The following is a 22,872-nucleotide window of genomic DNA, read 5'->3' on the forward strand; positions in this document are numbered from 1 at the left end:
GGACGTCCAGGACCGAAGCCGAGCCGCTGGATGCCACCGCAAGCGAGCGAGCTGGAGCGGTAGGTGCGACCTGATCGCCTACGATTGTCCGGCCTACCTCACTTCCTGGAGTACGACGGATGACACAGGTTCGGCCGGCAGACCCCATCAGCGCGGCCCTGCGGCGGCTGCGAGAGCCCGGGTTCGCGCATGTCGGACACCTTGTGGTCGTACGCGACGGCGATACGGTCGCGGCGCGCGCGTTCGGCGTCCGCGGGCTGGACGAGCCGGCGGACGTGTTCTCTGTGACGAAGTCGGTCCTGGCGACCGTGACCCTGCTGGCCGTCCGGGACGGCCGGGTGTCGCTGGACGCCACCTTGGGCGAGCTACTCGGAAAACGGGTGCCGCTCGCGCGGCGCGACGCCACGGTACGGCACCTGCTGTCCATGACCGGCGGAGCGCACTGCGGCGGGCTGGAGGACATCGATCGGGTGATGGAGCAGCCGGGAAGCTGGGTCGACGCGCTGCTAGCGGTGCCTGGCCGATACCCGCCCGGTGAGGTCTTCTGCTACGACAACGGCGCCGCGCATCTGCTCGCCGCAGCCCTGCAGGCGGCGACAGGTGACATCGCCGAGCTGGCGGCCGCCACCGTGTTCGATCCGCTGGGCGTGGCGGCATGGCGGTGGCCGCGCGATCCGGAGGGCGTACCGTGGGGATTCGGCGGCCTGTGCCTGTCGCCGCTGGACTTGGCGCGGCTGGGCGAGGCCTGGCGCACGAACGCACTCGGCCTGGGGCCGTTGCTCGCGCAGGCCACGACCGCTCAGTCGGCGGGCGGACCGCCGGAGAACGTGCCGTACGGATGGTTGTTCTGGGTGTGCCGGACCGCTGGCCGTTTCGCCTATATGGCTGCAGGCTGGGCCGGGCAGTATGTGCTGGTCGTGCCCGAGGAAGCGCTGACCATCGTGGTCACGGGCGAACCCGAAGGATTGCGTCCCGGCTCGGGAAGCGGGCTGACCGTCGCCCGTGACCTGGCCGCCGCGCTCGTCGCCGAACAGGCCCGGTGACCGCCGCCACCAAGCCAAGGACCGCCCCTGCTGCGGATGGCCGGGTCGCTGAAATACGGGCAGGCCACCTCCTCACTGATCGTCGGCAAGTGGTCGGCCGCCTCTCGGTAGACCATTGGCCTGGCTGAACGGCTCAGCCGGATTGGAAGAGGCGGTCCAGAAGACCGAGATACGAGCGAAGGTGCCCGCTGTTGAGGAGCTCGTGGGTCAGGACGGAGATCAGGAGGTCGGTCGCGAGGTCGGCCGCCGGGATGGACTCGCCGCGCAGGGTCACCAGGCTCGCGGTGGCGGAGGCGAACCAGTCGGCTTCCTCGTGTTCGGTGAGGCCGAGGATCCATGCGACGTGCGCCGGAGCGAGCGGGCGACCCTGCTGTCGTTGCAGGTGGAGGAGCGCGTCCGCGTACCTCGACCGCTCGATCGCCGTCGCGAACTCCGGGCCGCCGATGGCACGCAGCAGCGTTCCGCAGATGAGCGACAGATCGAGGTCGTGGGCGCCCTCGGAGCTCCGGATGAACGCCGCCCCCTTGCGGTAGCGGCCGTTGAAGTACGACCACACGATCGACCCCGCCAAGTGGCGGGCGACGACCGGCGCCGACGCGCATCCGGAGACGCATTGGGAGTCGGCCAGCATCCGTGTCCAGGCCGTCGAGACGCGGTGGTCGCCGTGTTCGGCCAGACGCACCAGCCACACGTTCGGCTCGGTGAAGACCAGGTCGCTCGGGACGGTCAACAGGTCGTGACTGAAGTAGGCGATCTGAGAACCGATCCGGCACGCCTCACAGGCGCCCTCGAAGAACCGGCGCAGGTCTCCCTCCGCGACGGTGCCGTGAACGGCGTACAGCCAGCCCTCCCACATGTTGTAGATCCCGCTGTCCATCCACCTCCACGGCCGGTAGGAGCCGACCGTCACCCGCGCGCCCGAAGCGGGGCGGCCGTCCCGGATGAACGCGTTGGTCAGGACGAGGCCGCGCGTGATGTGGGCGGGCAGCACGGAGATCCACTCGCCGAACAGGCGCTCACACTCCGCCTCGAAGGGGAAGCTCTCCTCGTCGCGCCCGGCCTCGTCATACCAGGTCTCCGAGGTCACCGCGGCGCTCATGACGGCCAGCCGCCCGGGGTCGCATCCCCGGTACATGGTCCAGACGAAGACCGACAGGGCCAGGTCGTTGACCCGGCCGAGGAGCTCCCCAGGGTCGGGCACGCCTCCCTTGGCCCGCACGGCCTCCACATACTGGGCGGCCACGCTCTGCCGCTCCACGGTCCGCCCCGCCGACAGAAGCATCCTGGTCACCTCTCCGCGCAACTCCTGGACGCGGTCACAAGAGGCGACCTGCTCAAGATAATCCCGGTACGTCACCTCGGAGATCCGGCTGATGACAGGTGCGGCGTGCTCGACCGCGGACTTGTACTCCGCCCACGTCCAGGCCGGGTCGGCGACCGGCACGAGAAGCTCCAGCCCCTCGCCGAGCAGCAGCCCGTGAGCGCTCCGGTCACCAGAATGGGGCGGGGACTGCACACCGGCCAGAGTAGGCCATCCGATCCCAGCGGCGCCGCCCGGGAAAGGGGAGGCCCGCTCCGCTCACGTGGTGCTGCGTTCCCAGGTGGGACAGCACCTGGTGGTCGTGGGCGACGGTCGGACCAGTAGACCAGGGGCTCTCCGCCGGGATGGACCAGCTTCCCAGGCCGATGGACCCACGTCTCGGGATAGGGCCTGGGCGGCAGGCCAACGGATCTGTTGCAGTGGACGGCAAGGCGGATCCAAGGCCGGGTCCCTAACGTCCGGCTCCATGAGATCACTTCACCTCCTGATCGGTGTCCTGGTCGCCGCCGGAACACTCGCCGCCCCGGCGGCCGCCGACTCCGGGCCCGTCATAGTCGGCGCCGAGGCGACCGTCACCGAGTCACTCCAGACGTTCTGGACTCCGGAGCGCATCGCGCGAGCCCGGTCACGGGAGCTGCCCGCCGCCGCGGAAGGCGCCGCCACGGCCCGGCCGTCCGGACCGGCGGGGCGTGAACTGACCGTCCCAGGCTCGGCTCCCGCCGGCGGCGCGCAGAAGGGATTCCTCGCCAGCCCCATGGTGGGCCTGATCCTGGGGGAGGACGCGCAGGGACCGTTCGCCTGCTCGGCGAGCGCGGTGGGCGGACCCGGCCGCAACGTCATCGCGACCGCGGCCCACTGCGTACACGAGGGCCCAGGCGGCACCTGGGCGAGGAACCTCGTTTACATGCCCTATTACAACTACGGCCCCGACGGCTACTACGGCACCTGGACCGTCGTCGGGACCTATGTCTACAGCCCGTGGATCGAGTCGCGCGACCACACCTACGACTACGCCTTCGCGAGCGTGCTGCCGCGCGACGGCCGGGTCCTCGGTGACGTCACGGGATGGAACGGCATGTCGTTCAACCGCACCGGCATCTACACCGCCGCGTTGTGGGGCTACCCGTCGATCCCGCCGTCCGAGGGCGAATGGCAGTACAACTGCGCCACCACCGTGATCGTCAGCGTCTTCAGGAGGCTGCAGGCGGGCGGCGACTGCGCCACTCTCGCCGCGCCGGGGTCGAGCGGCGGTCCGTGGATGTACGACTACCAGCAGTCCAGAGGCTGGGGTTACGTCACGTCGGTGACCAGTCAGGGAGCCCAGGGCCAGTACGTCGTGGGCCCGTTCTTCGGCGACGCCGCGCGGCAACTCTGGGAACACGCCGGCGCCCGCGGGGCGAGCCTGTCATGACGAGGGCCGGATCGTGAGGTCCCTATAGAACAGGTGCCGCTGAGCTGGGACGACAGCACTACTTCGCGGCTGGGCGGAGCTTTAGGCGTCCGGGGCCGCAAAGGGCCGTCGACAGCCCGGCCGGACGCACTTTTCGAAGAAGCACAAGCCCTCTTCCAACGATTTGGGACACCACTCGAACAGCGGATTCTTCCCTGACTTGGGGTGCTCAGTGCCTGATACGACCTCGTTGACGAGGTCGGGAGTGGTGTGAAGCGTTGTTCGCCGCGCCGCCCTGCCCGTACCGAACGTTACGGGAGCCGTCGCCGAGCAGCTCGGCAGTGCGGCGATGACGGGGAGGAAGGCGCGCAGTGAGCCGAACGCGGTGTCGAATGGGCCGGCGTTGGCGTTCGTGGGCGTGACGTCCTGCATCGTCCTGGTCTCTGCGCTGCGAGCGCCAAGAGTGGAGCGGCGGCCCGGCCGCTCGGATTGCGGCCGGGCCGTCTCCGAGCGGCAGCGCAGCTGTGTTTCGCGCCGCAGTCATCGCGCGGTCCGGGTCACTGCTTGGCGAAGGCCTCACTCAGAGACTTCGTGCGGGTGGTGAGGGTCTCGCGGAGGGAGGCGAGTTCCTTCTGGGCCTCGGTGGCGTCGGCGCCCTCGTTGGCCTGGTACGACGCGACCGCACGGTCGAGGAGGGTGTCCGCCTTTCCGGTGGAGAGGAGGTCCTGGTAGAGCTTCCGGTACTGCTCCTCGTAGACCTTCTTGAACGCGGGCGTTTCAAGGAAGCGGTCCTTCAGCGTGTGTCCCATGCGCATTCCGCCACCGCCTGGCCGTCGCTGAGCCTGCTCTGCCTGGTCGGGTGCTTGGCTTTGGCCACCAGATGGGCCGGCCCGGCCCGCGGTCGCATCCTGTTCACCGGGCTGGTCCGCCTGTCGCTGGTCACCTTGGCGCATGCGGCCGAAACCGCCCATGCTCATCGCATCGTCAGGGCCGGCGGTCGCGTCGCCGCTGAAGGCGAGGTTCAGGTCCCAGGTGATGACCTTGAACTTCTTCGTCATGAGGTCGTACCACAGGTAGTAGTTGCGGCCGGGCCCTGCCATGTCGTCGAAGTTGAGCAGCATGTTCTGCAGGGCCAGGTAGCGGGCGAACGACTCCACGTCGAGCTTCGCGGCCAAGCCCGCGGCGAACTCCTCGTCAGAGGACTGCTCGACCCATTTGACCAGGTCGATTACCGGCTGGAGGTCCTGCTCGCCCTTGGCGTTGATCTGTTTGTAGTCGTCCACGTAGGAGGTCTGGTCTTCGCCCTTGTACGTGAAAGTCGACGTCGCCAGCGACTTGTAGAGCACGCCGTCGCCCAGTTTCTCCGCGTAGCCCTCATCCAGGTACTCGACCAAAAGTCGAGGGCCCGAAGAGCGGCCGTTCACGGAGAAGGCGCTGTAGGCGTAACCCTGTGACGGTTCACCCGACGCGTCGACCATCGAGATCGCCAGCGACTCCTTGAGCAGGGTTGAGGACCCCATCGAGGTCGGGCGTACGGCGATCTGGCTGTGGCCCTGGTAGCGGCGGCCCTCGACGAACTCGTCGAAGCTGATCAGCCAGGGCAGGTTCTCCGGCTCCTCCGCCTTGAGGGACATCCCGCCCATTCCAGCGAACCCGCCGCCGCGCGGCATCTCGCCACCACCCGGCATCTCACCGCCAGCCGGCGGTTCGAAGCCCTCCGGTGGCTGGAATCCGCCGCCGCCCGGCCCCCGGCCGCCTTCTCGGGCCTTGCCGTTCCAGGTCAGGCTGCCCAGGGTCGAGTTGCCCTTCAGCCGGACGCCCACGCTGGGGATCGTCGTCCCATCGATGACCAGGTCGGCTTCGACGCAGTTCTTCTCGCCGCTCTTGAAGTACTCGGTCAGCATGTCCTCGTAGGCCGCGTCGGTGAAGGTCAGTTTCACCTGGTGGGGCTTCGAGAGGTCGAAGAGCTCCACCGAACCCTTCAGGTCGGTGATCACCGTCGCCCCGGAAGCGGAGGCCGTGCTGGTCACGTACGGGCGGATGGTTCCCGTTCCGAAGACCCCGGCGCACACCACCAGGAAGATCCCCGAGGCGGCGACCGGTTTCCAGTTCATCCGCAGGGAGACGGGGATCCGGTGTTTGAGGGCCATCAGAGGTCGGTCTGGTCGTAGCCGGTCAGGACGGTGACCGACTGGCCGTGGTTGCGCTCGCGCAGGGCGCTGATCAGGTCGGCGGGTTCGTGGCCCTTCTTGATCTTCACGGTGTACATCAGCTCCATGAGCGCCCCGGCCCGGATCGACTCCATGCTGACCAGCTCGAACTCGTCGGTGTGCTGGATCAGGATGTCCTGGATGGCGTGCGTGTAGTCCTCGTCGGAGGGCACCTGCACCTTCACGACCTGGCGCTGCGTGTTGAGCGCGAACCAGTTGAACCGGTTCATGATCACGACGATCGAACAGATCGCCACGGCCGCGACGATGGCCAGCACATAGAAGCGGGTGCCGACCGCCATGCCCACGGCCATGACCAGGAAGATGAAACCGACATCGCGCGTCTCCTTGATGGCGTTGCGGAACCGGACCACCGACAGGGCTCCGACCAGGGCGAACGCGCGGGCGATGTTCGACCCGACGACCAGCATGATCAACGAGATGAGCATGCCGAGGACCACGAGCGTCTGCACGTACGACTGGCTGTAGGACACGTTGCGGTGCGTCGCCCGGTAGACCCAGCCGATCATCGCGCTCAGCACGAACGACAGGGCCATCGCGACGGCGATGTCGGTCACGCTGAACGTGCCGGACAGGTCCTGGAAAGTGAAGTCCATGGGGGATCAGACCTTCAGGTAGGCCGGACGGTGCGCGTCGGCGTGGTGGTCGTCGGAGATGTGGAAGATCGAGCGCGGCACCAGCCCGTAGGCCTCCACGCTCTGGCAGTACTTGGAGACCCGGACCACCTGGAGGTTCTGCGCGGCGGCCAGGTCGGTGAACCAGTAGGGCACCCGCTCGTTGGCCTTGACCTCGACGATCGCCTTGCGGGCCGGCACGATCAGCCGGTTCTCCGCCTGGGCGGCGAGGTTGAAGTCGCGGTCGCGGCCCCGGATGCGGCGGTCGAAGGTGACGCGCAGGCCCAGGTCGGCGTCGCGGCCCACGTAGGCGTGCCGGGTGTAGCCGGTCATCGCGGTGGCGCCCAGGTCGAGGCGGGACACCAGGTCGAGGACTTCCTCGACCAAGGGCTGCGAGTCGCTCTCGACCATCTGCCGCCGGTCGCACAGGGCGAGCGCTTCGGCGTAGGGGAGCCGGACCCGGCGCTTCTGGGTGACCTTGTTCACCCGCTGCTTGATCTCGACGTACACGGGGGTCTCCGCGGTGGCCGCGAAGCGGTCGCCGTAGTGGCGGATGCGCAGCTTGCGGCGGAACTTCAGGCCCTCGATCTTCTCCCAGTAGAAGCGGAGCCGCCGGGTGTCGTAGTAGGTGCTCCAGATGCTGTAGCCCTCCTCAGGGCAGTGCCGGTCGCGGTCGAGGCGCCGTTCGATCTCTTCCCGCAGCCGGTCGACCTGGTCGACGTCGATCAGGTACTTGATCTCGTAGCGGTTGAAGGCGTGCAGCCTGCTCGGCGCGCGCAATCGGTCACCGTGCATGTTCCTCCGTTCGGGTCAGCGCATATACGACCCGACGAACCTGGGAACAATGTGTGAACCTAAGCCGAACCAGACATGAACGGCAGCGTCACCCGGAAGGTGGCGCCCCCGCCCGCGACGCTCTCCACCTCGATCCGGCCGTGGTGCGCCTCGACCAGCGCCGCCGCGATCGCCAGGCCCAGACCTGTCCCGCCATGAGCCCGTGATCTCGACGGATCGGCCCGGTAGAAGCGGTCGAAGACATGCGGCAGATGCTCGGCGTCGATGCCGGGACCCTGATCGCGTACCGAGACCAGAGCGGTCTTCTCGTCACGGCGCGCGACGGTGACGAAGACGCGGTCGCCGGTGTGGGTGACCGCGTTCCCGACCAGGTTCGCGATCACCTGATGGAGCCGGTGTTCGTCCCCGTGTACGCAGACGGGGTCGCCCGGCACCTCCAAGGTGATCGGCCGCCCGGGTTCCCTGGCACGGGCGGCGTGCACGACGTCGCCGGCCAGCACCCGCAGGTCGACCGTGCTGAGGTCGAGCATCGGCTCGCGGTCGAGCCGGGCCAGCAGCAGCATGTCCTCCACCAGCACGCCCATGCGCCTGGCCTCGTTCTCGATGCGGCCCAGCAGCCGCACGGCCACCGGATCGCGGGTCTGCCGCCCGTGCTTGTAGAGCTCGGCGAAGCCGCGGATCGAGGTCAGCGGGGTGCGCAGCTCGTGGGAGGCGTCCGCGACGAAGTGGCGCAGCCGCTGCTCCGACTGCTCACGGGCCTTCAGCGCGGAGGCCAGGCGCTCCAGCATCGTGTTGAGAGCGGTGCCGAGCCTGCCGGGTTCGGTGCGCGGGTCGGTGTCGGCCACCCGGCGGTCGAGGTCTCCGGCCGTGATGGCCTCGGCGGTGGTCTCCATCCTGGTCAGGGGACGCAGCCCCAGCCGTACCAGCACCCAGGCGAGCGCCCCGAGAAGGACCAGCACGACCACACCGGCGACGATCTCGATGATCAGCAGTCTCCGCACGGTCGCCTGGTTCGATTCCAGCGACATCGCCACGGCAACCCGCCGCCCGTCGGGCAACCGCTCGACGATCATTCGCCAGCCGCCCACGGTGAACGGCCGGCGGGTCGCCCCGGTGACGAGGCCGGGGGTCAGTGCCGGTCCGTCGTCGGAGGTGGCGGGCAGATGCCGTTCGAGCTGCCCGGAGGGGGTGTAGAAGGAGACCCGGAACTGGCTCGGCAGCTCCAGGCTCCCGCGCGGCGGCGGAGGCGGGACGTCCGAGGGCGGCGGGCGGCGGGCGACGCTCAGGGCGAAGTCGCTCAACTGGCTGTCGGAGCGCGCCAGCAGCGACCGCTCCAGCACCAGCACTCCCGCCACCGCGAACACCGCCAGCCCGATCGCCGACACGGTGAGCAGCGCAGCCAGCAGCCGCAGCCGCAGCGGCCACGGACGGGTCATGGCGTGCTCGACAGCCGATAACCGACACCCCGGAGGGTGTGGATCAGTGGCGGCCCGCCCGTGTCGATCTTCCTGCGCAGATAGCTGATGTACGACTCCACGATCCGGCTGTCGGTGTCGAACCCGTGATCCCAGACGCGGTCGAGGATCTGCGACTTGCCGACCACCCGCTCGGCATTGATCATCAAGTAGCGGAGCAGGGCGAACTCCGTCGGCGACAAATGGATCGGACGGCCCGACCGGCGTACCACGTAAGCCTCCTCGTCGAGTTCGAGGTCGGCGTAGCGAATGACGCCGTCGAACTCCGGCGGCTGCATGCGCCGCAGGATCGCCCGCAGCCGCAGCACCACTTCTTCGAGGCTGAACGGCTTGGTGACATAGTCATCGCCGCCCGCCGTGAGGCCTCTGATGCGGTCGTCGACCTCGTCCTTCGCGGTCAGGAACAGCACCGGCGGGCCGTTGCCGCCGAGCCGCCGCGCCACAGTGAAGCCGTCGATGTCCGGGAGCATGACGTCGAGGATCACGATGTCGGGCCGCTCGGCCGCCACCTCCTGGAGGGCGGCCCGACCGCAGGAGACGGTCCTGACGCTGAACCCGTTGAGTCCCAGCGCCTCGGCGAGCAGGTCACGGATGCTGGGCTCGTCGTCGACCACCAGCACTTGGGCGTCCATAGTCGATTTCTACGCGGTCGGCCTGAAGAAAGGCTAAGAGCTCCTGACAGAAAACTGCGGAGCCGATCGAGCAGGACTTCATGCAGCCGCTGCCACATCCCGGCCCGGTTCCATACGTCCAGGCGCCGCCGGCACGTCATGCCCGACCCGTAGGTAGTAGGTGACGATCGCGCCCGGCAGACGTTTCAGAGGTCGAAGAACTGGGTGATGACGTCTGCTGTGTCGACCTGGTGGCTGGTCTTGCCCACGATTGCCGGGGCGGAGGAGGGACCGGGAACGGTGTGGCCGCCGCGGTGGATGGTGTAGAGAACCACCGGGGGGAGCCCTTCTGCCTGGTAGGTCGTGCGTTCGACCTCGGTGGGGTCGGCCGTGGTCGTCTTCGGCAGGCGCGTGGTCGTGGGTTCGGTGGTGATCCCGTTGCGTTCGGCGAAGTAGCGGGCAGTGCGGGTGGCCGACCAGCTGGAACCACCCACCTTGAACAGGGTGCGCAGGGCCCAGTTCATGGCGCCGCCCTGGTAGGAGACGATCGGGTCGTTCGTGCCGTGGATCAACAGGACCGGCAACGGCGCCCAAGGGGCGTCGCCGGCGAGGAAGTTCTCCGGTGCGGGCATGGTCGCGGCGATCACCGTCGCGCCCGCCAGCAGGCCGGGGGATTCGTGGGCGAGGCGGATGACCATCTGGCCGCCATTGGAGTACCCGACCGCGTAGACGCGGCTGGGGTCGATGCGCCGGTCCGCGGCGAACATGGTGATGACCGCACGGGCGAAGCCGACGTCGTCGATGCCGGCTCGGCGGGCCGGGAAGCGGCTTTGGCGGCGGGCGTCGTTCCAGTTGCCGCGATAGCCGTCGAGGTAGGCGACCAGCGCACCGCGGGCGGCGAGGGCGTCGTAGACGCCGCCGGTGAAGGCGCGGTGCTTGTCACCGGTCTGGCGGGAACCGTGGAACACGAGAACCAGCGGCTTGGCCTCGCCCGGTGTCGCGGTGCCGACGAGGGTGAAGGTGCGGGTGGCTCCGGCGACGGTGACGCTGCCGCGGGTGGCGGTGAGGGTGCTGGGCATGGTGGTCCCCTGGTTCAGGCGAAGAAGTCGATCAACGTGCGCGTCATCCAATCGGGGGCTTCCTCGGGCAGGAAGTGCGCCGCACCCGGTGCGATGGCGCCTGTCGTGTTCGACGCCGTCGCGCATGCCGTATTCACCCCCGATGACCAGCACCGGGATGTTCAGCGGTCCCGTGGCGGCGTGCGCGACCACCTGGTCCCCGGACTCTCCCGCGCGGTGGAACTCGAAGCTCGCGTGCAGGGCGGCGGGGTCGCGCAGGGCGTCGACGTAGACGGCCGTGGTGAATGGCATCGGTGTCTCCTCGTGCTGGACACGCCCGTAAGTGGATGATTCATCCGTTTCAGCGTAACACAACCGGATAGTTCATCTGGTTATTGTGGTGACATGAGCACTCCGCCGTTGCGCAAGGACGCCGCCCAGAACAGGCACCGCATCGTCGAGGTCGCCCGGCGCTACGTCGACGACGGCAAGCCTCTGCAGCTCAACGACGTGGCACGGACCGCGTCCATCGGCGTGGCCACCGTCTACCGGCACTTCCCGACGCCGGAGGCACTGCTGGAGACCGTCGCGCTGCCCGCCGTCGAGAAGCTGGTCCAGCGAGCGGAACAGGCGCTGACCGAGCCCGACCCGTGGACGGCGTTGCGCGACTTCCTCGCCGCCGCGATCGAAGCCATGCTCACCGATCCGGCGGTTCCCCCGGTGTTCGCCGCGGCCACCAACAGCCTGGAGCACACCGGCGACCTCAAACGCGGGCTCGTCACCACCTTCGCCGAGCTCCTGGCGCGCGCGCACGCGGCGGGGGTCATCGACCCCAGTGTCACCGAGGCGGACATGACACCTCTGATGTGCGGCATCGCCTACGCCGCGAACGTCCACAACACCTACGGCCCCTCCGAACGAGCCGCCAACGGCCTGCGCTACCTCACTCTGCTCCTCACCGGCTTGCGCCGTTCCTGATCACGACAACTCGCAGGGGAAACAGCGGCGCGAGGCCCGGCTGCCCGCGTTCGGCCGGCGTCCCCGCTACCGCAACGAGGTCACCCTCGCCTCCCTGTGGAACCTCGCCGGCGACCGCGGCCCAGCGTCGCACCGGGATCGTGTCCGGTCGTGGTGGCGGGTGTCGTGCGTAGGGCGGACAGGATCTGTGCCCATCCCGCCGGCCGTTGTGCCGGCAGGCAGCGCTTCAGGTAGGCCGCGGCCGTCTTCTGGGTGACAGGCTGGGATTCGATGACCGGGCCAAGGTGAGCACATCTCCCGCGCCGTCGACGGCGCGGCCGAACTCAGTGGTCCGGCTGGTCACGATCAGCTGGTCGGTGTTGGCCTGGGACGTGTCGAGCGCCACGATGCGGCCTGGTGCAGGACAGGAGAGAGCCCGTCCAGGACTGGCAGGATGTGCCCTCGCACGGCCAGTTTCTCGGACATCCCCGGAGGCAGGTCGGGGGCGCTCAGCGCTGAGTAGTCCTGAGCAAGCCGGTTCGCCACCCACTGACGGAGACGGAGGAATGCCTCGGTGTCCCAGCCAGCCATCGGCAGCATCACCACCTTCCACAAACGCTGGGGCGACCGCGTCGAGATCAAGGCGCCGCCGAAGAAGATGGTGATTGCGTAGGTGGTGTGAAGGAAATGCGGTTTTCCGCATCATCGCCGAAGGGCCCGCTACCCTCCCGTACATGATCATGAACTTAGTCGTGGCGGGCCTCGTGCTGACGACCGGCGCTGCCCACGCCGCGCCCATCAAGGGCGAGCCCACCCTGACCGCCAACCCCATCTACAAGAAGGCCGCCCTTCCCAAGGTCTCCTGCAAGGCCGTCAAGGGCACCACCAAGTCGTCGACCGAGAAGTACATCCAGAAGGTCGTCTCCTGCCTGAACACCGCGTGGAAGGGCGCGATCGACGACTTCCAGCCGGTCAAGGTGATCTTCAAGAAGGACGCCGGCTCCTGCAGCGGCAGCAGCGGCGTCAAGGGCTCGTACGCCGAGATCTGCTACACCTCCATCCAGGTCAGACTGGCCGACGACTGGATCAACGCCAGGGGCGACGAGAAGGTGTTCGCGGCCCTCATCCGCACCTGGAACGGCGTGGTCCAGGGCATGACCGGCATCGCCGAGGCCTACTGGGCGCTGCCCAACGACCGCACCGGTGAGGACGTCGCCCAGCAGACCCACCGCTACTTCCTGCAGGGAGACTGCCTCGCCGGGATCTCGGCCCGTAGCCTGGGCCGGAAGATCACCGACTTCTCCAAGGTCATCGCCGTCATGGAGCCCAAGGAGCTGGCCCGCCTCAAGCACAACGGCAAGCCCGCCAACCGGGTCTTCTGGATGAAGAAGGGCTACCGGTCGGGCAAACCGGGCGCCTGCAACACCTGGACGGCGAGCGCGTCCAAGGTCGCCTAGAAAATCCTCCCCGGGGCATGTCGAGAATGAGTGAACGGCTCCGTCCTCCCTGTTAGACAAGGGAGAAGGACATGGACTCAAGCCCGGCAGCGGACCGTTCGGGGTGTCGATTGTGAAGACCCCCAGCATGTAGGCGGTCCTCTCCATCTCAGGAGGGTGTCGAGGGTGACCCGAACGTCGGCGCCGCCGGCGGCCCAATGGTCGAGGGCGTCCCGGAGAAGGTCGTCCAGGTCCTCTTCGCTCATCGCTTGGATGCCCTCTAAGGCGGCCGAGATCGCGGCCGCGTCACCGTCGTGTGCCTGACGAGCCAGGACCGCCCAGGGCCTGGTCGCTTGCGAGGCGATGAAGCCGGGTGTGGACAGCAGCCCGAAGACGACTCCCGACCGTGCCGCGACGGTGGTGTGGTCATCCAAGAGCCGCAGAATGAGGCGTCTTGGCAAGGGCCGACGAGCTCGACGGCCAGGGCGACGTCGACCCGAGTGGAGCTTGAAGACGGCGGTGCCAATCACGGGACTCCAGGCAGACCCGCCCGAGGTCACTGCAAGCCGCCTGTCCGGGCCTGGGAAACCGGCTGGAGCAGACGATCCGCCCCAGCCGGCACCTTCTCAGGCTTCGCAGCCGCTTTCTGTCTCGGCGCTGCAGGTGTCGAACCCGCCCACCCCGTTGGCGACGTCCACCCCGCCGTTGCCGATCAGGGTGTCGTCCTCGGCGCCGCCGTTGAGCCCGTCCCGTCCGGAGCCCCCGATCAGGGTGTCGAGGCCGCTGCCGCCCAGAATGGACGCCTGCAACGAGGTGTTGTTGGTGACCGTGTCATTGCCTCCGATCACGGCCGCGTCGATGAACTGCACGTTCGTCGAGCACGAGACCACGGTCGCCCCCTGGGCGGAGCACCCGGCTCCCGGGGTGATCCCCGAGGTGGAGTCGACCGTGAGCAGCCCGAACTGGGACTCGATCTTGACGGTCTCGCCGGCGGACGTCCCGACGATGAACAGCGTTCTGCCGCTGACATGGACGGACGTGGTCGAGGCGGCGTTCGCCGGAACCGCGGTCGCGAGCCCGGCGACGATGATCGCCAGCGCGGCGAGAAGACGTTGTACTACTGACAAGCCAGTCATTTCGGTGAAACCTTTCATAGAACACTCTGTACGGTGAAAGGAGCATGAAGGTTGGCCGGACATGCTGTCAAGTCAATATGAAGCAGGCCGCCCCGCCGACCGTGCTGGACCACGGGGCACCCTGCACGGCCCCAGACCGTGTCTTCAAAGGTCAGAGCCAGAGTGGTAGGGATGCGAGGGCGACCACGGCGGTGCAGGACGCGGCGGTCTTGTCGAAGCGGGCGGCCAGGCCATGGTCGGGCCACTCAACCTGCAATCCCGACCCGGCAGGCAGTGGACCGACGTCGGAGGCAAGGGCAAAGACCCCGATCGTGAACCCCGGCCACGGATGCGCGCCACTTACACCCGCACACAGAGGGTGCGGGACTTGTTCATCGCCCTGGACTTGGGCGAGGACGAGATGTACGGGCACATCAAGAGGCGCGAGCGACGCGGCGAGTTCCTAGAGTTCTACCCGCCCGAGGCCCTCATCGCGATCACCTGCGACAACTCAGCTCGCACCTGACCACCAAGAAGGACGCGCGAGTCGGACAGCGGGCCGAGGCGAACAACGCCTCCCGACTCCTCGCGGTCGAACCGCATCGGGGCGCAGTCCACCGCGTTGCGCGAGTTCACCCTCAACGGTACTGATCACGCCGACCACCGCCAGGTAGGGCGGCATGATCCGCCGCTACATCGCCTGGTGCAACCGCAACACCGGTAACCCCGCCTACGAAAGATCGCCACCAGCGCAAACACGGCCTGACGCGGCAGGAGTTTCAGCTCCACACCACCCCAATTTGCTTGACAGTCTGTCCGGTCAAAATTGATACTCTTTTCACAGAACAAAGTGTCTTCCGAAAAAGAGGTCACCGACATGGCTCACCGCACCACCCGGTCGCACCACCACGACGTCGTAGTCATTGGCGCCGGACCGGCCGGCCTGGTGGCCGCCGCGCAACTGGCCCGCTACGGCTTGGACGTGCTCGTGCTGGACAAGCGGGCCGGGGTGTCCGCGCTGCCCCGGGCTGTGGGGGTGACCGTCCGGCAGATGGAGATCTTCCGCGGCTGGGGGTTGGAGGAGGAGTTGCGGGCCGGGACCGACGAGGTCGACTTCGCCCTGCTGCAGACCCGCACCGTCGCCGAGGCCGGGGACGGCACCCGGGTGCCGATCAACGTGCCCGACCTGGCGCAGAGCTCCGTGGTCAGCCCGACGGCCTCTGCCCGGGTGCCGCAGGACCACCTGGAGCAGGTGCTCGCCGACTACTTGGCCCGGGTGAGCGGCCGCCCGGTCCGCCGGCGCGCGGAGGTCGTCGGGATCAGCCAGGACGAGGAGGGCGTGCGGCTCTTGGTCCGGGGCGTCGGCAGCCACGGCGGCGAGGCGGTCGAAGAGCTCAGCGCGGCGTACGTCGTCGCGGCGGACGGCGCCCACAGCCCGACCCGCGAGCGTCTGGGTATCGAGTCCGAGGGGGCGGATGGGCTGATGCGCGGGATCAGCGCCGAGTTCCGTGCCCCGCTGTGGCCCGTCCTCGGCCCGCACCGCTTCGCGCTCTACTCGATCAGCCTTCCGGAGGGCGCCGGCGTGCTCATCCCTTCCGGCGGCGGTACCCGGTGGCAGTTCGGCGTGGTCCTCGGGCCGGACGACGACGTGGAGGCGCTCGCGCAGCCCGAGGCCCTCGCGGGTCGGATCCGGCTCGCTTCGGGTGTGCCCGACCTGGCCGTCGACATCGTGCGTCAAAGCGCCTTCACGGCCGACGCCAAGCTGTCGACGGCCTTCTCCTCCGGCCGCGTGTTCCTGGCCGGCGACGCCGCACACCGGGTCACACCGCGGGGCGGCAACGGCCTGGCCATGGCGGTGCGCGACGGGATCGCAATCGGATGGCGCCTGGCGTGGGTCCTCCGAGGCTGGGCGCCGGCCCACTTCCTCAACACCTACGAGGCGGAGATGCGGCCGCTGGCGGCCGCCGACGTCGCCCGCGCCGCCGACCCGCAGGGACGCTGCCACGCCGTCATCACCGAGCTCCTCCACGACCTCGGCGGGCGCCTCCAGCATGCCTGGGTCGCGCCGGGTGCGCCCGGCCGGTCATCGGTCTCGACGCTGGACCTGGTCGGCGACGGGCTGACCCTCTTCACCGGCGACGGCGATTCCGCCTGGCCGGCAGCCGCCGCCCGCATCGAGCGCGGCGTGCCGGTCGACGTGGCGACGCTGCCCCCGGCCACCGCTCACGCGCTCGGCCTCCACGCCGGCGGCGCTCTGCTGGTGCGACCGGACGCCGTCCCGGTCGCCAGGTGGTATCGCGTGACCGACGTGCCCCGGGCCGTGGCCGAGCTCGAGCGCGCGATCGACGACGTCCTCGACCAGCGGGCCGCGACGGTGGCGGGTGCGGCATGACGACCCGTCCCGGCTCGCTCGACTCGCCGCGGTTCCCGCGCTCCTCGTGCCACCCGGCGGAGCCCACTCGCTCTGGCTCACCGAGTGGCTGTCCAAGGTCGTCGAAAACTGCGGCCGGGCCTGCGGGTGCTCGACCTCGGCTGCGGACGCGGCGCGTCTTCGGTCTTCCTCCACCGCGAGTTCGGCGTCCAGGTGTGGTCGGTTCAGCGTCGACGACCGCTCCCAGCGGATCCGGGACGCCGGCGTCGAGGACGGCGTCTTCCCGATCCACGCCGACGCGCGCGCCTGCCGGCAGCGTGGACCGCTCGTTCGCCGACAGTGCAGCCCGGCTGGGCGGGGCCCTCCGCGCCGAGGCCGTCGGCGGCCTGCTTTTCGCCCAGCCCGAGGTAGGGCTGAGCCGACAACCACTGAGAAAGGAACTGCGGTGAAATCACTGTTACGTCGCGCGGCTGCCGGCTGCGCGGTCCTGCTCGCCATGCTCGCTGGGGGCGCGCCCGCCGTGGCGGCGGGTCCGGAGCCGCCGGTTCCGGTGCTGCGCTGGATCGACTGCGGCGACGGATTTCAATGCGCGGACGCTCGCGTGCCGCTGGACTACGACGATCCGCGTGGACCGACGATCACCATCGCCCTGATCCGCAAGCCGGCCGCCGATCCCGCGCAGCGCGTCGGCTCGCTGTTCCAACTGCCCGGTGGTCCCGCACAGTCCGGTGTACGGGTGCTGCGCGGCTCGCCGCCGCAACTGCTGGCGTTGTTGTCGCGCTTCGACGTGATCGGCTTCGACCAGCGGGGCACCGGCGCGAGCCGGCCCGCCGTCGACTGCCGTGCGACACCGCCGTCGTTCTTCACCCGTCCTGACGCGGTCGACGCCGACGCGTATGCCGCCGCGGCGCGCGCCTACGGGCTGTCCTGCCTGCGCCACAACCGGGAGATTCTGCCGCACATGAGCACCGCGAACGTCGCCCGTGACGTCGATCTGCTGCGGCAGGCTGTCGGCGACCGCAAGCTCACCGCCATCGGCGCCTCGTACGGCACCGCCATCGGCGCCACCTACGCCAGCATGTTTCCCGGCCGCGTCCGGGCGATGGTGCTCGCCAGCGCCGTCGACGTGCGAACCGATCGCGACCATCCGGTTGACGGCGGCGAGGAGCAGTCGGCGGCGTTCGAGGACGAGCTCGACCGCTTCTTCACCCGCTGCGCCGCAGCCGGAACCCGCTGCGGCTTCGGCGGCACCGATCCGGAGGACGCCTTCGACGATCTGCTGGCCCGGTTGGACCGCCAGCCGCTGCCCACCGGCGACCCGTCACACCCGCGGATCACGGGGGACGACGTCCGCGAGGCGGCGCTGGCCGCCATGTACAGCCCGCGGCGGTGGCGCGACTTCGCCGCCGCGCTCACCGCCATCACGGCCGGACAGCCGGCGACCATGCTCGACCTGCTGGCCGGCCGGGATGACTTCGGCTCCGACGACCAGCGGTTCGCGGTGCTCGCGGCCGACCAGCGATTCGCCCGCGGACCCGTGGCCGGCTACGTCCACGACAGCGTCCACGCATACCGGATGTTCCCGCACTTCTGGTGGGTGAACGGGCTGGTCAACCTCAACCTCGCGCTATGGCCGGTCGAGGACGATGACGCGTTCCGCGGCCGTTTCCACCATCCCGACCAGGCCGCGCCGATCCTCGTCATCAGCAACACCCACGACCCGGCGACGCCGTACGCCGGCGCGCGGCAGCTCGTCGCCGACCTCGGCAACGCCCGGCTGCTCACCTACCAGGCCGACGGCCACGCGAGCCTCACGTCCGGCAACCCGTGCCTGGTCATCCCCGCCCTGACCTACCTGACCGACGGCACGACACTGCCACCAGTGGTCGCTACCTGCCGCGACGACACCGACCCGTTCGCACCGTGACCACCCGCATAGCGGCCGGCTGGACCAGCCGCCGCAACAGAATCCGGAAGATCCCGCTGTGATCGTCAAATGGATGGCGGCCTCGCTGGCGCCGCCATACTCGCCCTTGCGCCCGCCGTACCGGCACAGGCCCGGCCGGGTGCTGTCCGCGGAGCCGCTGCCGGCGTCGCTGTGGCTGCCCGGCACCGCCGCCGCGCACCGTGTGCGGTACGCCTAACCGGCCTGTCCGACCCTCCCTAGCGGTGGCCGGCGCGGTGTTCATCCCCGAAGGCACCGCGCCGCGGCACGGGTGGCCGGTCATCAACTGAGCGCACGGCACAGTCGGCGGCCGCTCGGTTCGGGACGTCGCCTACCTGTCCGCGTGGCTACGCGCCGGGTAGGCCGTGGTCGCCACCGAGTACGAGGGCCTCGGCACGCCCGGCCCGCACCCATACCTGCACGGGGCCTCCGAGGCGTACGGCGTCATCGACATGGTCCGCGCCGCCCGCAGCGCCGGCGACGTGTACGACGTGGACGCCGCCGAGCGGGAACGGCTGACCCGGCTGATGGAATACGACGCCGACATCCCGATCGTCGACCACAGCACGCCCGCGGGCCCGGTGCAGCCAGGACCCGCGCGGCCGCGTGCCAGCAGTCCCCTCTCTCTCGACGCTGTAAGCAGGAGTCACCCGTGCGCAGACGCCGTCCTCCCACTGTCATCGGTACGGCCGAGACGCATGCGCGCGGCGGCGCCTCAACAAGGCGTACGGGTACAAGCCACGAAGTGGCACGATTTGGTGATCACGGTGCCTGCGTGTGCTTGTGCGAGCGAAATCAGGATCTCCGCGTGCGCGCACCGAGCTGGTACCTCTTGCAGAACGCAGAGTGATTGACAAGGGCTGCGGTGGGCTCCCTCCCGGTTGTCGGGTCGCATTCCGGGGGAGCGACTCGTCGATCTCAGTGGGCGTCCTCCATGAAACCATGAGGCCGCGCGGTGAGGCCGTTCACCTGGGCGGTGTGCCGGTCGAGTGCTGCGAATCGCCCCTTGAGCGCCACGCCTCGCACGCGCGGGCAACCCGCACCGCGTTGCCTCGCCTATCTGGTCCGTGCCGGCCTCGCGGGGATCCGAACTAACGAACACGAGAACCGGCCGTCGGCTGGTGGGACGCGAACGGGTGCGAAAGCCACGGACGAAGCCACGCAGGCCGCAGTCGAAGACCGGTGCCGGCAGGCGCACGCCTATCTGCAAGGGCCGGACGGTGAGCCGAGCCCGCTCCCGCTGCTGCTGGTATCGCTCGACCCGCTGCAGATGTCGTTCGTCATTGACAGGCCTGGCGCCCTCCTGGCGGTGGCGTCACGGCCTGCGGTTGGGGCGCCGAGCGGCCCGCCTGGGCCCTGACCGGGCTCGGCGCCGACATGGCCACCGCAGTCGTGGCCGTGGCAGTCCTCGGCTACACCCCGCCGGGCTTCGGCCCGACCGGCGCCATCAGTGGCCGCCGCTCTGACCATCCCGTTCATGTCGACCCTGATCCGGGCAATGCTCGGCAGCGGCGCTACTGCCCAGCGTGTTCCCCTCAACCGCCGAGTTCGGCGCGATGCCGTGGCGCACCGGACCTTCGATGCGCATCCGCTCGACTGAGGGCCACAGACGCCACGAACGGCTCCGCCTGGTTCATCGGGCGGGGACCACGGACGGCGACAGCACACCTGACCCCGCTGCCGTTCAGCCTTGTGGTGCTCTGCGAACCCCGGCCGACTGGATGTCCGGCGTCCGGCACACGGCTCGCTCGGCCATGTCCACCAGGATGTCGATCGCCTCGTCGACTGTGTGACTGCGGCCGGTCACCAGCAGGTCGAGGCTCTCGAAGCTCGTCAGCACCCACAGTGCGTCGACCGCCTTGTCGACGGTGAGCCCTTCGCGCAGCTCACCCTCCCGTTCGAGATGCTCGGCGAGGCTCTGCATGCCGGCCCGCCGGTCGGTCTCCATGTGGCGTACGGCGCCGCCGGCGGACTCGGGGTCCAGCCGGTCCATGGCGTGGAGCACGCGGTAGACCACCAGCTCCTGGCCCTTCATCCGGCTGGCCGCCCGGATTCCCTCGCGCAGGTGGTCGCGCGCGTCGGCGGCGTTCACCGCCCCGCTGAGCTCGCCCAGACCGGTGCGCTCCCAGAGATCGACCACGAACGCGTCGAACAGGCCCGACCGCGAGCCGAAGTCGGTATAGATCGTCGACCTCGACACCTTGGCCAGCTCGGCCACCCGCCCCAGGCTGAGCTGCTCCGTCGGCGCCTCGCGCAGACACTGGCCGACCGCGTCCAGGATCCGGCGCCTCGTCTCCTCCGCGGCCTCGGCGCGGAGGACCTGCTCGTACTTGCGGGGTGCCATGCCCCCATCATGTCATATTCATCCGACAAGCAGTCTACTCAACCTACGTCTGGCCTAACGAAGCGGACCCGTGTCGACGGCGTTCGTGAGCGTGGCGGTCCGGGCGGTCGATGCCTCCTGACACCCGTCGGCATGGTGAGGAGGGATGGTTCTGGTTCACCGTCGACGCGGTTAGGCCCTGTTTCTTGGATCAGGTGCGGAGCCAGATGATCAGGGTTGCGACGGTTACCGTGCCGAGGAAGATGTAGCCGCGTTTGTCGTAGCGGGTGGTCACGGCCCGGAAGTGTTTGAGCCGGTTGATCGCCCGCTCGACCACGTTGCGGCGCGCGTATCGTGTGGGGTCGTAGCCGGTCGGGCGGCCGCCCAGAGGGCCGCGCCGGCGGCGGTTGGCCTTCTGATCGGCTGGTTCGGGGATGGTGTGCCGGATCTTGCGGGATCGAAGGTAGGCGCGGTTGGCGCGGGAGCTGTAGGCCTTGTCGGCGGCCAGGCTGGCCGGCCGGGTGCGTGGCCGTCCGCCGCCGATGCGGGGGACGCGGATGCGTTGCAGCACTGCGGCCAGTTGTGGGCTGTCGCCTGCCTGACCGGGCGTGAGCAGGAAGGACAAGGGGCGGCAGCGTCCGTCGGCCGCCAGGTGGATCTTGGTGGTGAACCCGCCGCGGGAACGGCCTAATCCTTCTCCAGCCGCACCACCTCCCCCAGGCGGGCGGACAGGTCGGCCAGCATCGGATCGCCCCGCTTTGTCCTCCACCCGTCCCCCTTTTGCGCCGGTGACAGGCTGTGGGGTGCTCCGGCGGCGTGCTGATGGGCGCGGATGATCGTGGAGTCCACACTGATGTCCCACTCGATCCAGCCGCGTCCGTCGTACATCGCCTGGATCACGGTGAGCAGCCGCTGCCAGGTCCCGTCGGCCGCCCACCGGCGATGGCGTTTGTACACCGTGACCCAGGAGCCGAACCGCTCGGGCAGGTCCCGCCAGGGCAGCCCGGTCCGGGCCCGGTACAGCACGCCGTTGATCACCATCCGGTGGTCAACCCACTGCCCGCCCCGCACGCCACCGGGCGGCAGCAGGGGTGCCAGGCATTCCCACTCGGCGTTCGTCAGATCACCACGACCCATACGCCAAGCGTCACAAGACCAGCACCCACTGTCAGCAGATCCGAGAAACAGGCCCTAGGCCACCACGCCGGCGGACTCGGCCGGGCTGTAGCCGTTCGAGGAAGGCACCAGCATCACCCGTCCGGGCCCAACCCGAACGAGCAGTCCAGCGTGTCGGCCTCGGAGATCGGCTCGAGCACGGGCTTCACGGCCGCCTGAACGATCCGGTCACGGACCGAAGGAATCGGCAGCGGCCTCCGCTCACCAGAGCCCGGCCTCGGGGTCGCCGGTTCGGCAGCCAGTTCGTCAGGGAGCCGGGTCACGCCGTACTCCTCGACATCCGCAAGGGCGACGCGGTCGATGCTGGCCGCGCCGCGATCGCGGCGCACATCCTCCCGCGCCCGTTCCAACACGTCCCTGCGACAGACTTGTCGAACAACGAGTGGAACAGTCGACTCGGGTCAGTCTTGCCCGCTTCCCGGCTCCTCACCGGTTATGGGACGACGCTGTCCACGCCTATCCGCAGCACGCTTCGGGTTATGGCCGCGCCTGCGCAGGTAGCGGCGGTTGCCGACCAGCACCCGGTCAGGCCGGGTACAGGGGCGGTCCCCGCTCAGGCGTGGCACCTGGATGCCTTCCAGAACCGCAGTGAACTGCGGGCTGTCACCCCCCTGCCCCGCCGTCCGCACGATCGACAGTGCTCTGCGGCCCTGCTCGGTGGCCAGGCGCAGCTTGCGCCGCAGGAGCGCCCCGGCCCGTGATCAGGCGGCGGTTCCCCCTTTTCCGCGCTCCGGAGGCGTGCTGATGGGCCCGGCAGACGGTGGATTCGACACTCACGTCCCGGTCGATCAGTCCGGCCGCGTCCGCCCGAGCCTGCAGAGCGGTCAGCGCCGGAACAACCCGTAGATCGTCTGCCGGCATCCGTACCGCTCCTGGACGTCCCGCCACGGCGCATCCACCCGCACCCGGATCCCGCCAATCAGCTGCCGTTTCGTCCGGATCGGCGGGCGCCCCGGCTTCCGGACGACCAGTAGCAGCGGCTCCAGAACAGCCCGCCCCGCCACCGGTAAC

At 69.3% G+C, this 22,872-nt stretch carries 21 protein-coding genes and 1 pseudogene; 9 read left to right on the forward strand and 13 right to left on the reverse strand.

What is annotated here, in order from left to right:
• The first annotated feature begins 119 nt into the window (after window positions 1–119).
• Window positions 120–1,043 (forward strand): serine hydrolase domain-containing protein, encoded by a 924-nt coding sequence (locus QSK34_RS36870; RefSeq protein WP_285591384.1) that lies wholly within the window; start codon window positions 120–122, stop codon window positions 1,041–1,043.
• Between the two features lie 133 nt (window positions 1,044–1,176).
• Here the strand turns inward: QSK34_RS36870 and QSK34_RS36875 are convergent, their stop codons facing one another.
• Window positions 1,177–2,559 carry a hypothetical protein gene (locus tag QSK34_RS36875; RefSeq protein WP_285591386.1) on the reverse strand — a complete coding sequence of 461 codons (1,383 nt, stop codon included), beginning with the start codon at window positions 2,557–2,559 and terminating at the stop codon, window positions 1,177–1,179.
• A 271-nt stretch (window positions 2,560–2,830) separates the two neighbouring features.
• Here QSK34_RS36875 and QSK34_RS36880 point away from each other — a divergent pair, with 271 nt between their 5' ends.
• On the forward strand, window positions 2,831–3,775 hold the full coding sequence (locus QSK34_RS36880; RefSeq protein WP_285591387.1) for a trypsin-like serine peptidase: 945 nt from the start codon (window positions 2,831–2,833) through the stop codon (window positions 3,773–3,775).
• A 536-nt stretch (window positions 3,776–4,311) separates the two neighbouring features.
• Here QSK34_RS36880 and QSK34_RS36885 read toward each other — a convergent pair.
• The 7 genes and pseudogenes from QSK34_RS36885 to QSK34_RS36915 form a co-directional block, all read right to left on the reverse strand.
• Window positions 4,312–5,904: a CotH kinase family protein gene (locus tag QSK34_RS36885; protein ID WP_285591389.1), complete on the reverse strand. Its 1,593-nt coding sequence runs from the start codon at window positions 5,902–5,904 to the stop codon at window positions 4,312–4,314.
• A complete protein-coding gene (locus QSK34_RS36890) occupies window positions 5,904–6,581 on the reverse strand; it encodes a DUF4956 domain-containing protein (protein WP_285591390.1) in 678 nt (225 codons plus the stop codon). Before QSK34_RS36890 ends, QSK34_RS36885 begins: the two co-directional genes overlap by 1 nt.
• Window positions 6,582–6,587: 6 nt before the next feature.
• Window positions 6,588–7,394, reverse strand: coding sequence for a polyphosphate polymerase domain-containing protein (locus tag QSK34_RS36895; RefSeq protein ID WP_285591392.1), 807 nt, complete (start codon window positions 7,392–7,394; stop codon window positions 6,588–6,590).
• Between the two features lie 59 nt (window positions 7,395–7,453).
• Window positions 7,454–8,830 carry a sensor histidine kinase gene (locus QSK34_RS36900; protein WP_285591394.1) on the reverse strand — a complete coding sequence of 459 codons (1,377 nt, stop codon included), beginning with the start codon at window positions 8,828–8,830 and terminating at the stop codon, window positions 7,454–7,456.
• On the reverse strand, window positions 8,827–9,501 hold the full coding sequence (locus QSK34_RS36905; protein WP_285591396.1) for a response regulator transcription factor: 675 nt from the start codon (window positions 9,499–9,501) through the stop codon (window positions 8,827–8,829). Before QSK34_RS36905 ends, QSK34_RS36900 begins: the two co-directional genes overlap by 4 nt.
• A gap of 59 nt (window positions 9,502–9,560) precedes the next feature.
• Window positions 9,561–9,650 (reverse strand): annotated as a pseudogene (locus tag QSK34_RS36910) (IS5/IS1182 family transposase); the annotation flags it as partial.
• A 36-nt stretch (window positions 9,651–9,686) separates the two neighbouring features.
• The gene (locus QSK34_RS36915; protein WP_285591398.1) at window positions 9,687–10,850 is read right to left on the reverse strand and encodes a CE1 family esterase; all 1,164 of its coding nucleotides are present in this window, start codon (window positions 10,848–10,850) and stop codon (window positions 9,687–9,689) included.
• A 93-nt stretch (window positions 10,851–10,943) separates the two neighbouring features.
• Between QSK34_RS36915 and QSK34_RS36920 the strand changes: the two genes are divergently transcribed.
• Window positions 10,944–11,516 (forward strand): TetR/AcrR family transcriptional regulator, encoded by a 573-nt coding sequence (locus QSK34_RS36920; protein ID WP_285591401.1) that lies wholly within the window; start codon window positions 10,944–10,946, stop codon window positions 11,514–11,516.
• A gap of 713 nt (window positions 11,517–12,229) precedes the next feature.
• Complete coding sequence (locus tag QSK34_RS36925; RefSeq protein WP_285591403.1) at window positions 12,230–12,952, forward strand: neutral zinc metallopeptidase; 723 nt, start codon at window positions 12,230–12,232, stop codon at window positions 12,950–12,952.
• Between the two features lie 605 nt (window positions 12,953–13,557).
• Here the strand turns inward: QSK34_RS36925 and QSK34_RS36930 are convergent.
• On the reverse strand, window positions 13,558–14,067 hold the full coding sequence (locus QSK34_RS36930; RefSeq protein ID WP_285591404.1) for a calcium-binding protein: 510 nt from the start codon (window positions 14,065–14,067) through the stop codon (window positions 13,558–13,560).
• 367 nt (window positions 14,068–14,434) lie between these two features.
• On the opposite strand from QSK34_RS36930, the gene QSK34_RS36935 reads away from it, so the two are divergent.
• The 5 genes from QSK34_RS36935 (at window position 14,435) to QSK34_RS36955 (ending at window position 19,962) form a co-directional block, all read left to right on the forward strand.
• Window positions 14,435–14,572, forward strand: coding sequence for a hypothetical protein (locus tag QSK34_RS36935; protein WP_285591406.1), 138 nt, complete (start codon window positions 14,435–14,437; stop codon window positions 14,570–14,572).
• A 351-nt stretch (window positions 14,573–14,923) separates the two neighbouring features.
• Complete coding sequence (locus QSK34_RS36940) at window positions 14,924–16,438, forward strand: FAD-dependent oxidoreductase (protein WP_285591407.1); 1,515 nt, start codon at window positions 14,924–14,926, stop codon at window positions 16,436–16,438.
• A gap of 424 nt (window positions 16,439–16,862) precedes the next feature.
• A complete protein-coding gene (locus QSK34_RS36945; RefSeq protein ID WP_285591408.1) occupies window positions 16,863–18,344 on the forward strand; it encodes an alpha/beta hydrolase in 1,482 nt (493 codons plus the stop codon).
• Between the two features lie 58 nt (window positions 18,345–18,402).
• Window positions 18,403–18,561 carry a hypothetical protein gene (locus tag QSK34_RS36950; RefSeq protein WP_285591410.1) on the forward strand — a complete coding sequence of 53 codons (159 nt, stop codon included), beginning with the start codon at window positions 18,403–18,405 and terminating at the stop codon, window positions 18,559–18,561.
• A gap of 1,278 nt (window positions 18,562–19,839) precedes the next feature.
• On the forward strand, window positions 19,840–19,962 hold the full coding sequence (locus tag QSK34_RS36955; RefSeq protein ID WP_285591412.1) for a hypothetical protein: 123 nt from the start codon (window positions 19,840–19,842) through the stop codon (window positions 19,960–19,962).
• An 84-nt stretch (window positions 19,963–20,046) separates the two neighbouring features.
• Here QSK34_RS36955 and QSK34_RS36960 read toward each other — a convergent pair whose 3' ends face one another.
• The 4 genes from QSK34_RS36960 to QSK34_RS37895 form a co-directional block, all read right to left on the reverse strand.
• Complete coding sequence (locus QSK34_RS36960) at window positions 20,047–20,706, reverse strand: TetR/AcrR family transcriptional regulator (protein ID WP_285591414.1); 660 nt, start codon at window positions 20,704–20,706, stop codon at window positions 20,047–20,049.
• A gap of 190 nt (window positions 20,707–20,896) precedes the next feature.
• Window positions 20,897–21,822 (reverse strand): IS5 family transposase gene (locus tag QSK34_RS36965; protein WP_285591416.1). Its coding sequence is split into 2 segments (ribosomal slippage): window positions 20,897–21,489 and window positions 21,489–21,822, totalling 927 coding nucleotides; the frame shifts between segments, so codons are not numbered across the junction.
• 113 nt (window positions 21,823–21,935) lie between these two features.
• Window positions 21,936–22,214, reverse strand: coding sequence for an RNA-dependent RNA polymerase family protein (locus tag QSK34_RS36970; RefSeq protein ID WP_285591418.1), 279 nt, complete (start codon window positions 22,212–22,214; stop codon window positions 21,936–21,938).
• Between the two features lie 471 nt (window positions 22,215–22,685).
• Complete coding sequence (locus QSK34_RS37895; RefSeq protein WP_353051472.1) at window positions 22,686–22,865, reverse strand: transposase; 180 nt, start codon at window positions 22,863–22,865, stop codon at window positions 22,686–22,688.
• Window positions 22,866–22,872: the final 7 nt, after the last annotated feature.

It is taken from the genome of Herbidospora sp. NBRC 101105, assembly GCF_030269205.1.
In the GTDB taxonomy this organism is placed as follows: domain Bacteria; phylum Actinomycetota; class Actinomycetes; order Streptosporangiales; family Streptosporangiaceae; genus Herbidospora; species Herbidospora solisilvae.

Coding starts and splice junctions, on each gene's coding strand:
- QSK34_RS36870 (WP_285591384.1), top strand. CDS start 120: ATGACACAGGTTCGGCCGGCAGACCCCATCAGCGCGGCCCTGCGGCGG.
- QSK34_RS36880 (WP_285591387.1), top strand. CDS start 2,831: ATGAGATCACTTCACCTCCTGATCGGTGTCCTGGTCGCCGCCGGAACA.
- QSK34_RS36885 (WP_285591389.1), bottom strand. CDS start 5,904: ATGGCCCTCAAACACCGGATCCCCGTCTCCCTGCGGATGAACTGGAAA.
- QSK34_RS36890 (WP_285591390.1), bottom strand. CDS start 6,581: ATGGACTTCACTTTCCAGGACCTGTCCGGCACGTTCAGCGTGACCGAC.
- QSK34_RS36895 (WP_285591392.1), bottom strand. CDS start 7,394: ATGCACGGTGACCGATTGCGCGCGCCGAGCAGGCTGCACGCCTTCAAC.
- QSK34_RS36900 (WP_285591394.1), bottom strand. CDS start 8,830: ATGACCCGTCCGTGGCCGCTGCGGCTGCGGCTGCTGGCTGCGCTGCTC.
- QSK34_RS36905 (WP_285591396.1), bottom strand. CDS start 9,501: ATGGACGCCCAAGTGCTGGTGGTCGACGACGAGCCCAGCATCCGTGAC.
- QSK34_RS36915 (WP_285591398.1), bottom strand. CDS start 10,850: ATGCCATTCACCACGGCCGTCTACGTCGACGCCCTGCGCGACCCCGCC.
- QSK34_RS36920 (WP_285591401.1), top strand. CDS start 10,944: ATGAGCACTCCGCCGTTGCGCAAGGACGCCGCCCAGAACAGGCACCGC.
- QSK34_RS36925 (WP_285591403.1), top strand. CDS start 12,230: ATGATCATGAACTTAGTCGTGGCGGGCCTCGTGCTGACGACCGGCGCT.
- QSK34_RS36930 (WP_285591404.1), bottom strand. CDS start 14,067: ATGACTGGCTTGTCAGTAGTACAACGTCTTCTCGCCGCGCTGGCGATC.
- QSK34_RS36940 (WP_285591407.1), top strand. CDS start 14,924: ATGGCTCACCGCACCACCCGGTCGCACCACCACGACGTCGTAGTCATT.
- QSK34_RS36955 (WP_285591412.1), top strand. CDS start 19,840: ATGTCGACCCTGATCCGGGCAATGCTCGGCAGCGGCGCTACTGCCCAG.
- QSK34_RS36960 (WP_285591414.1), bottom strand. CDS start 20,706: ATGGCACCCCGCAAGTACGAGCAGGTCCTCCGCGCCGAGGCCGCGGAG.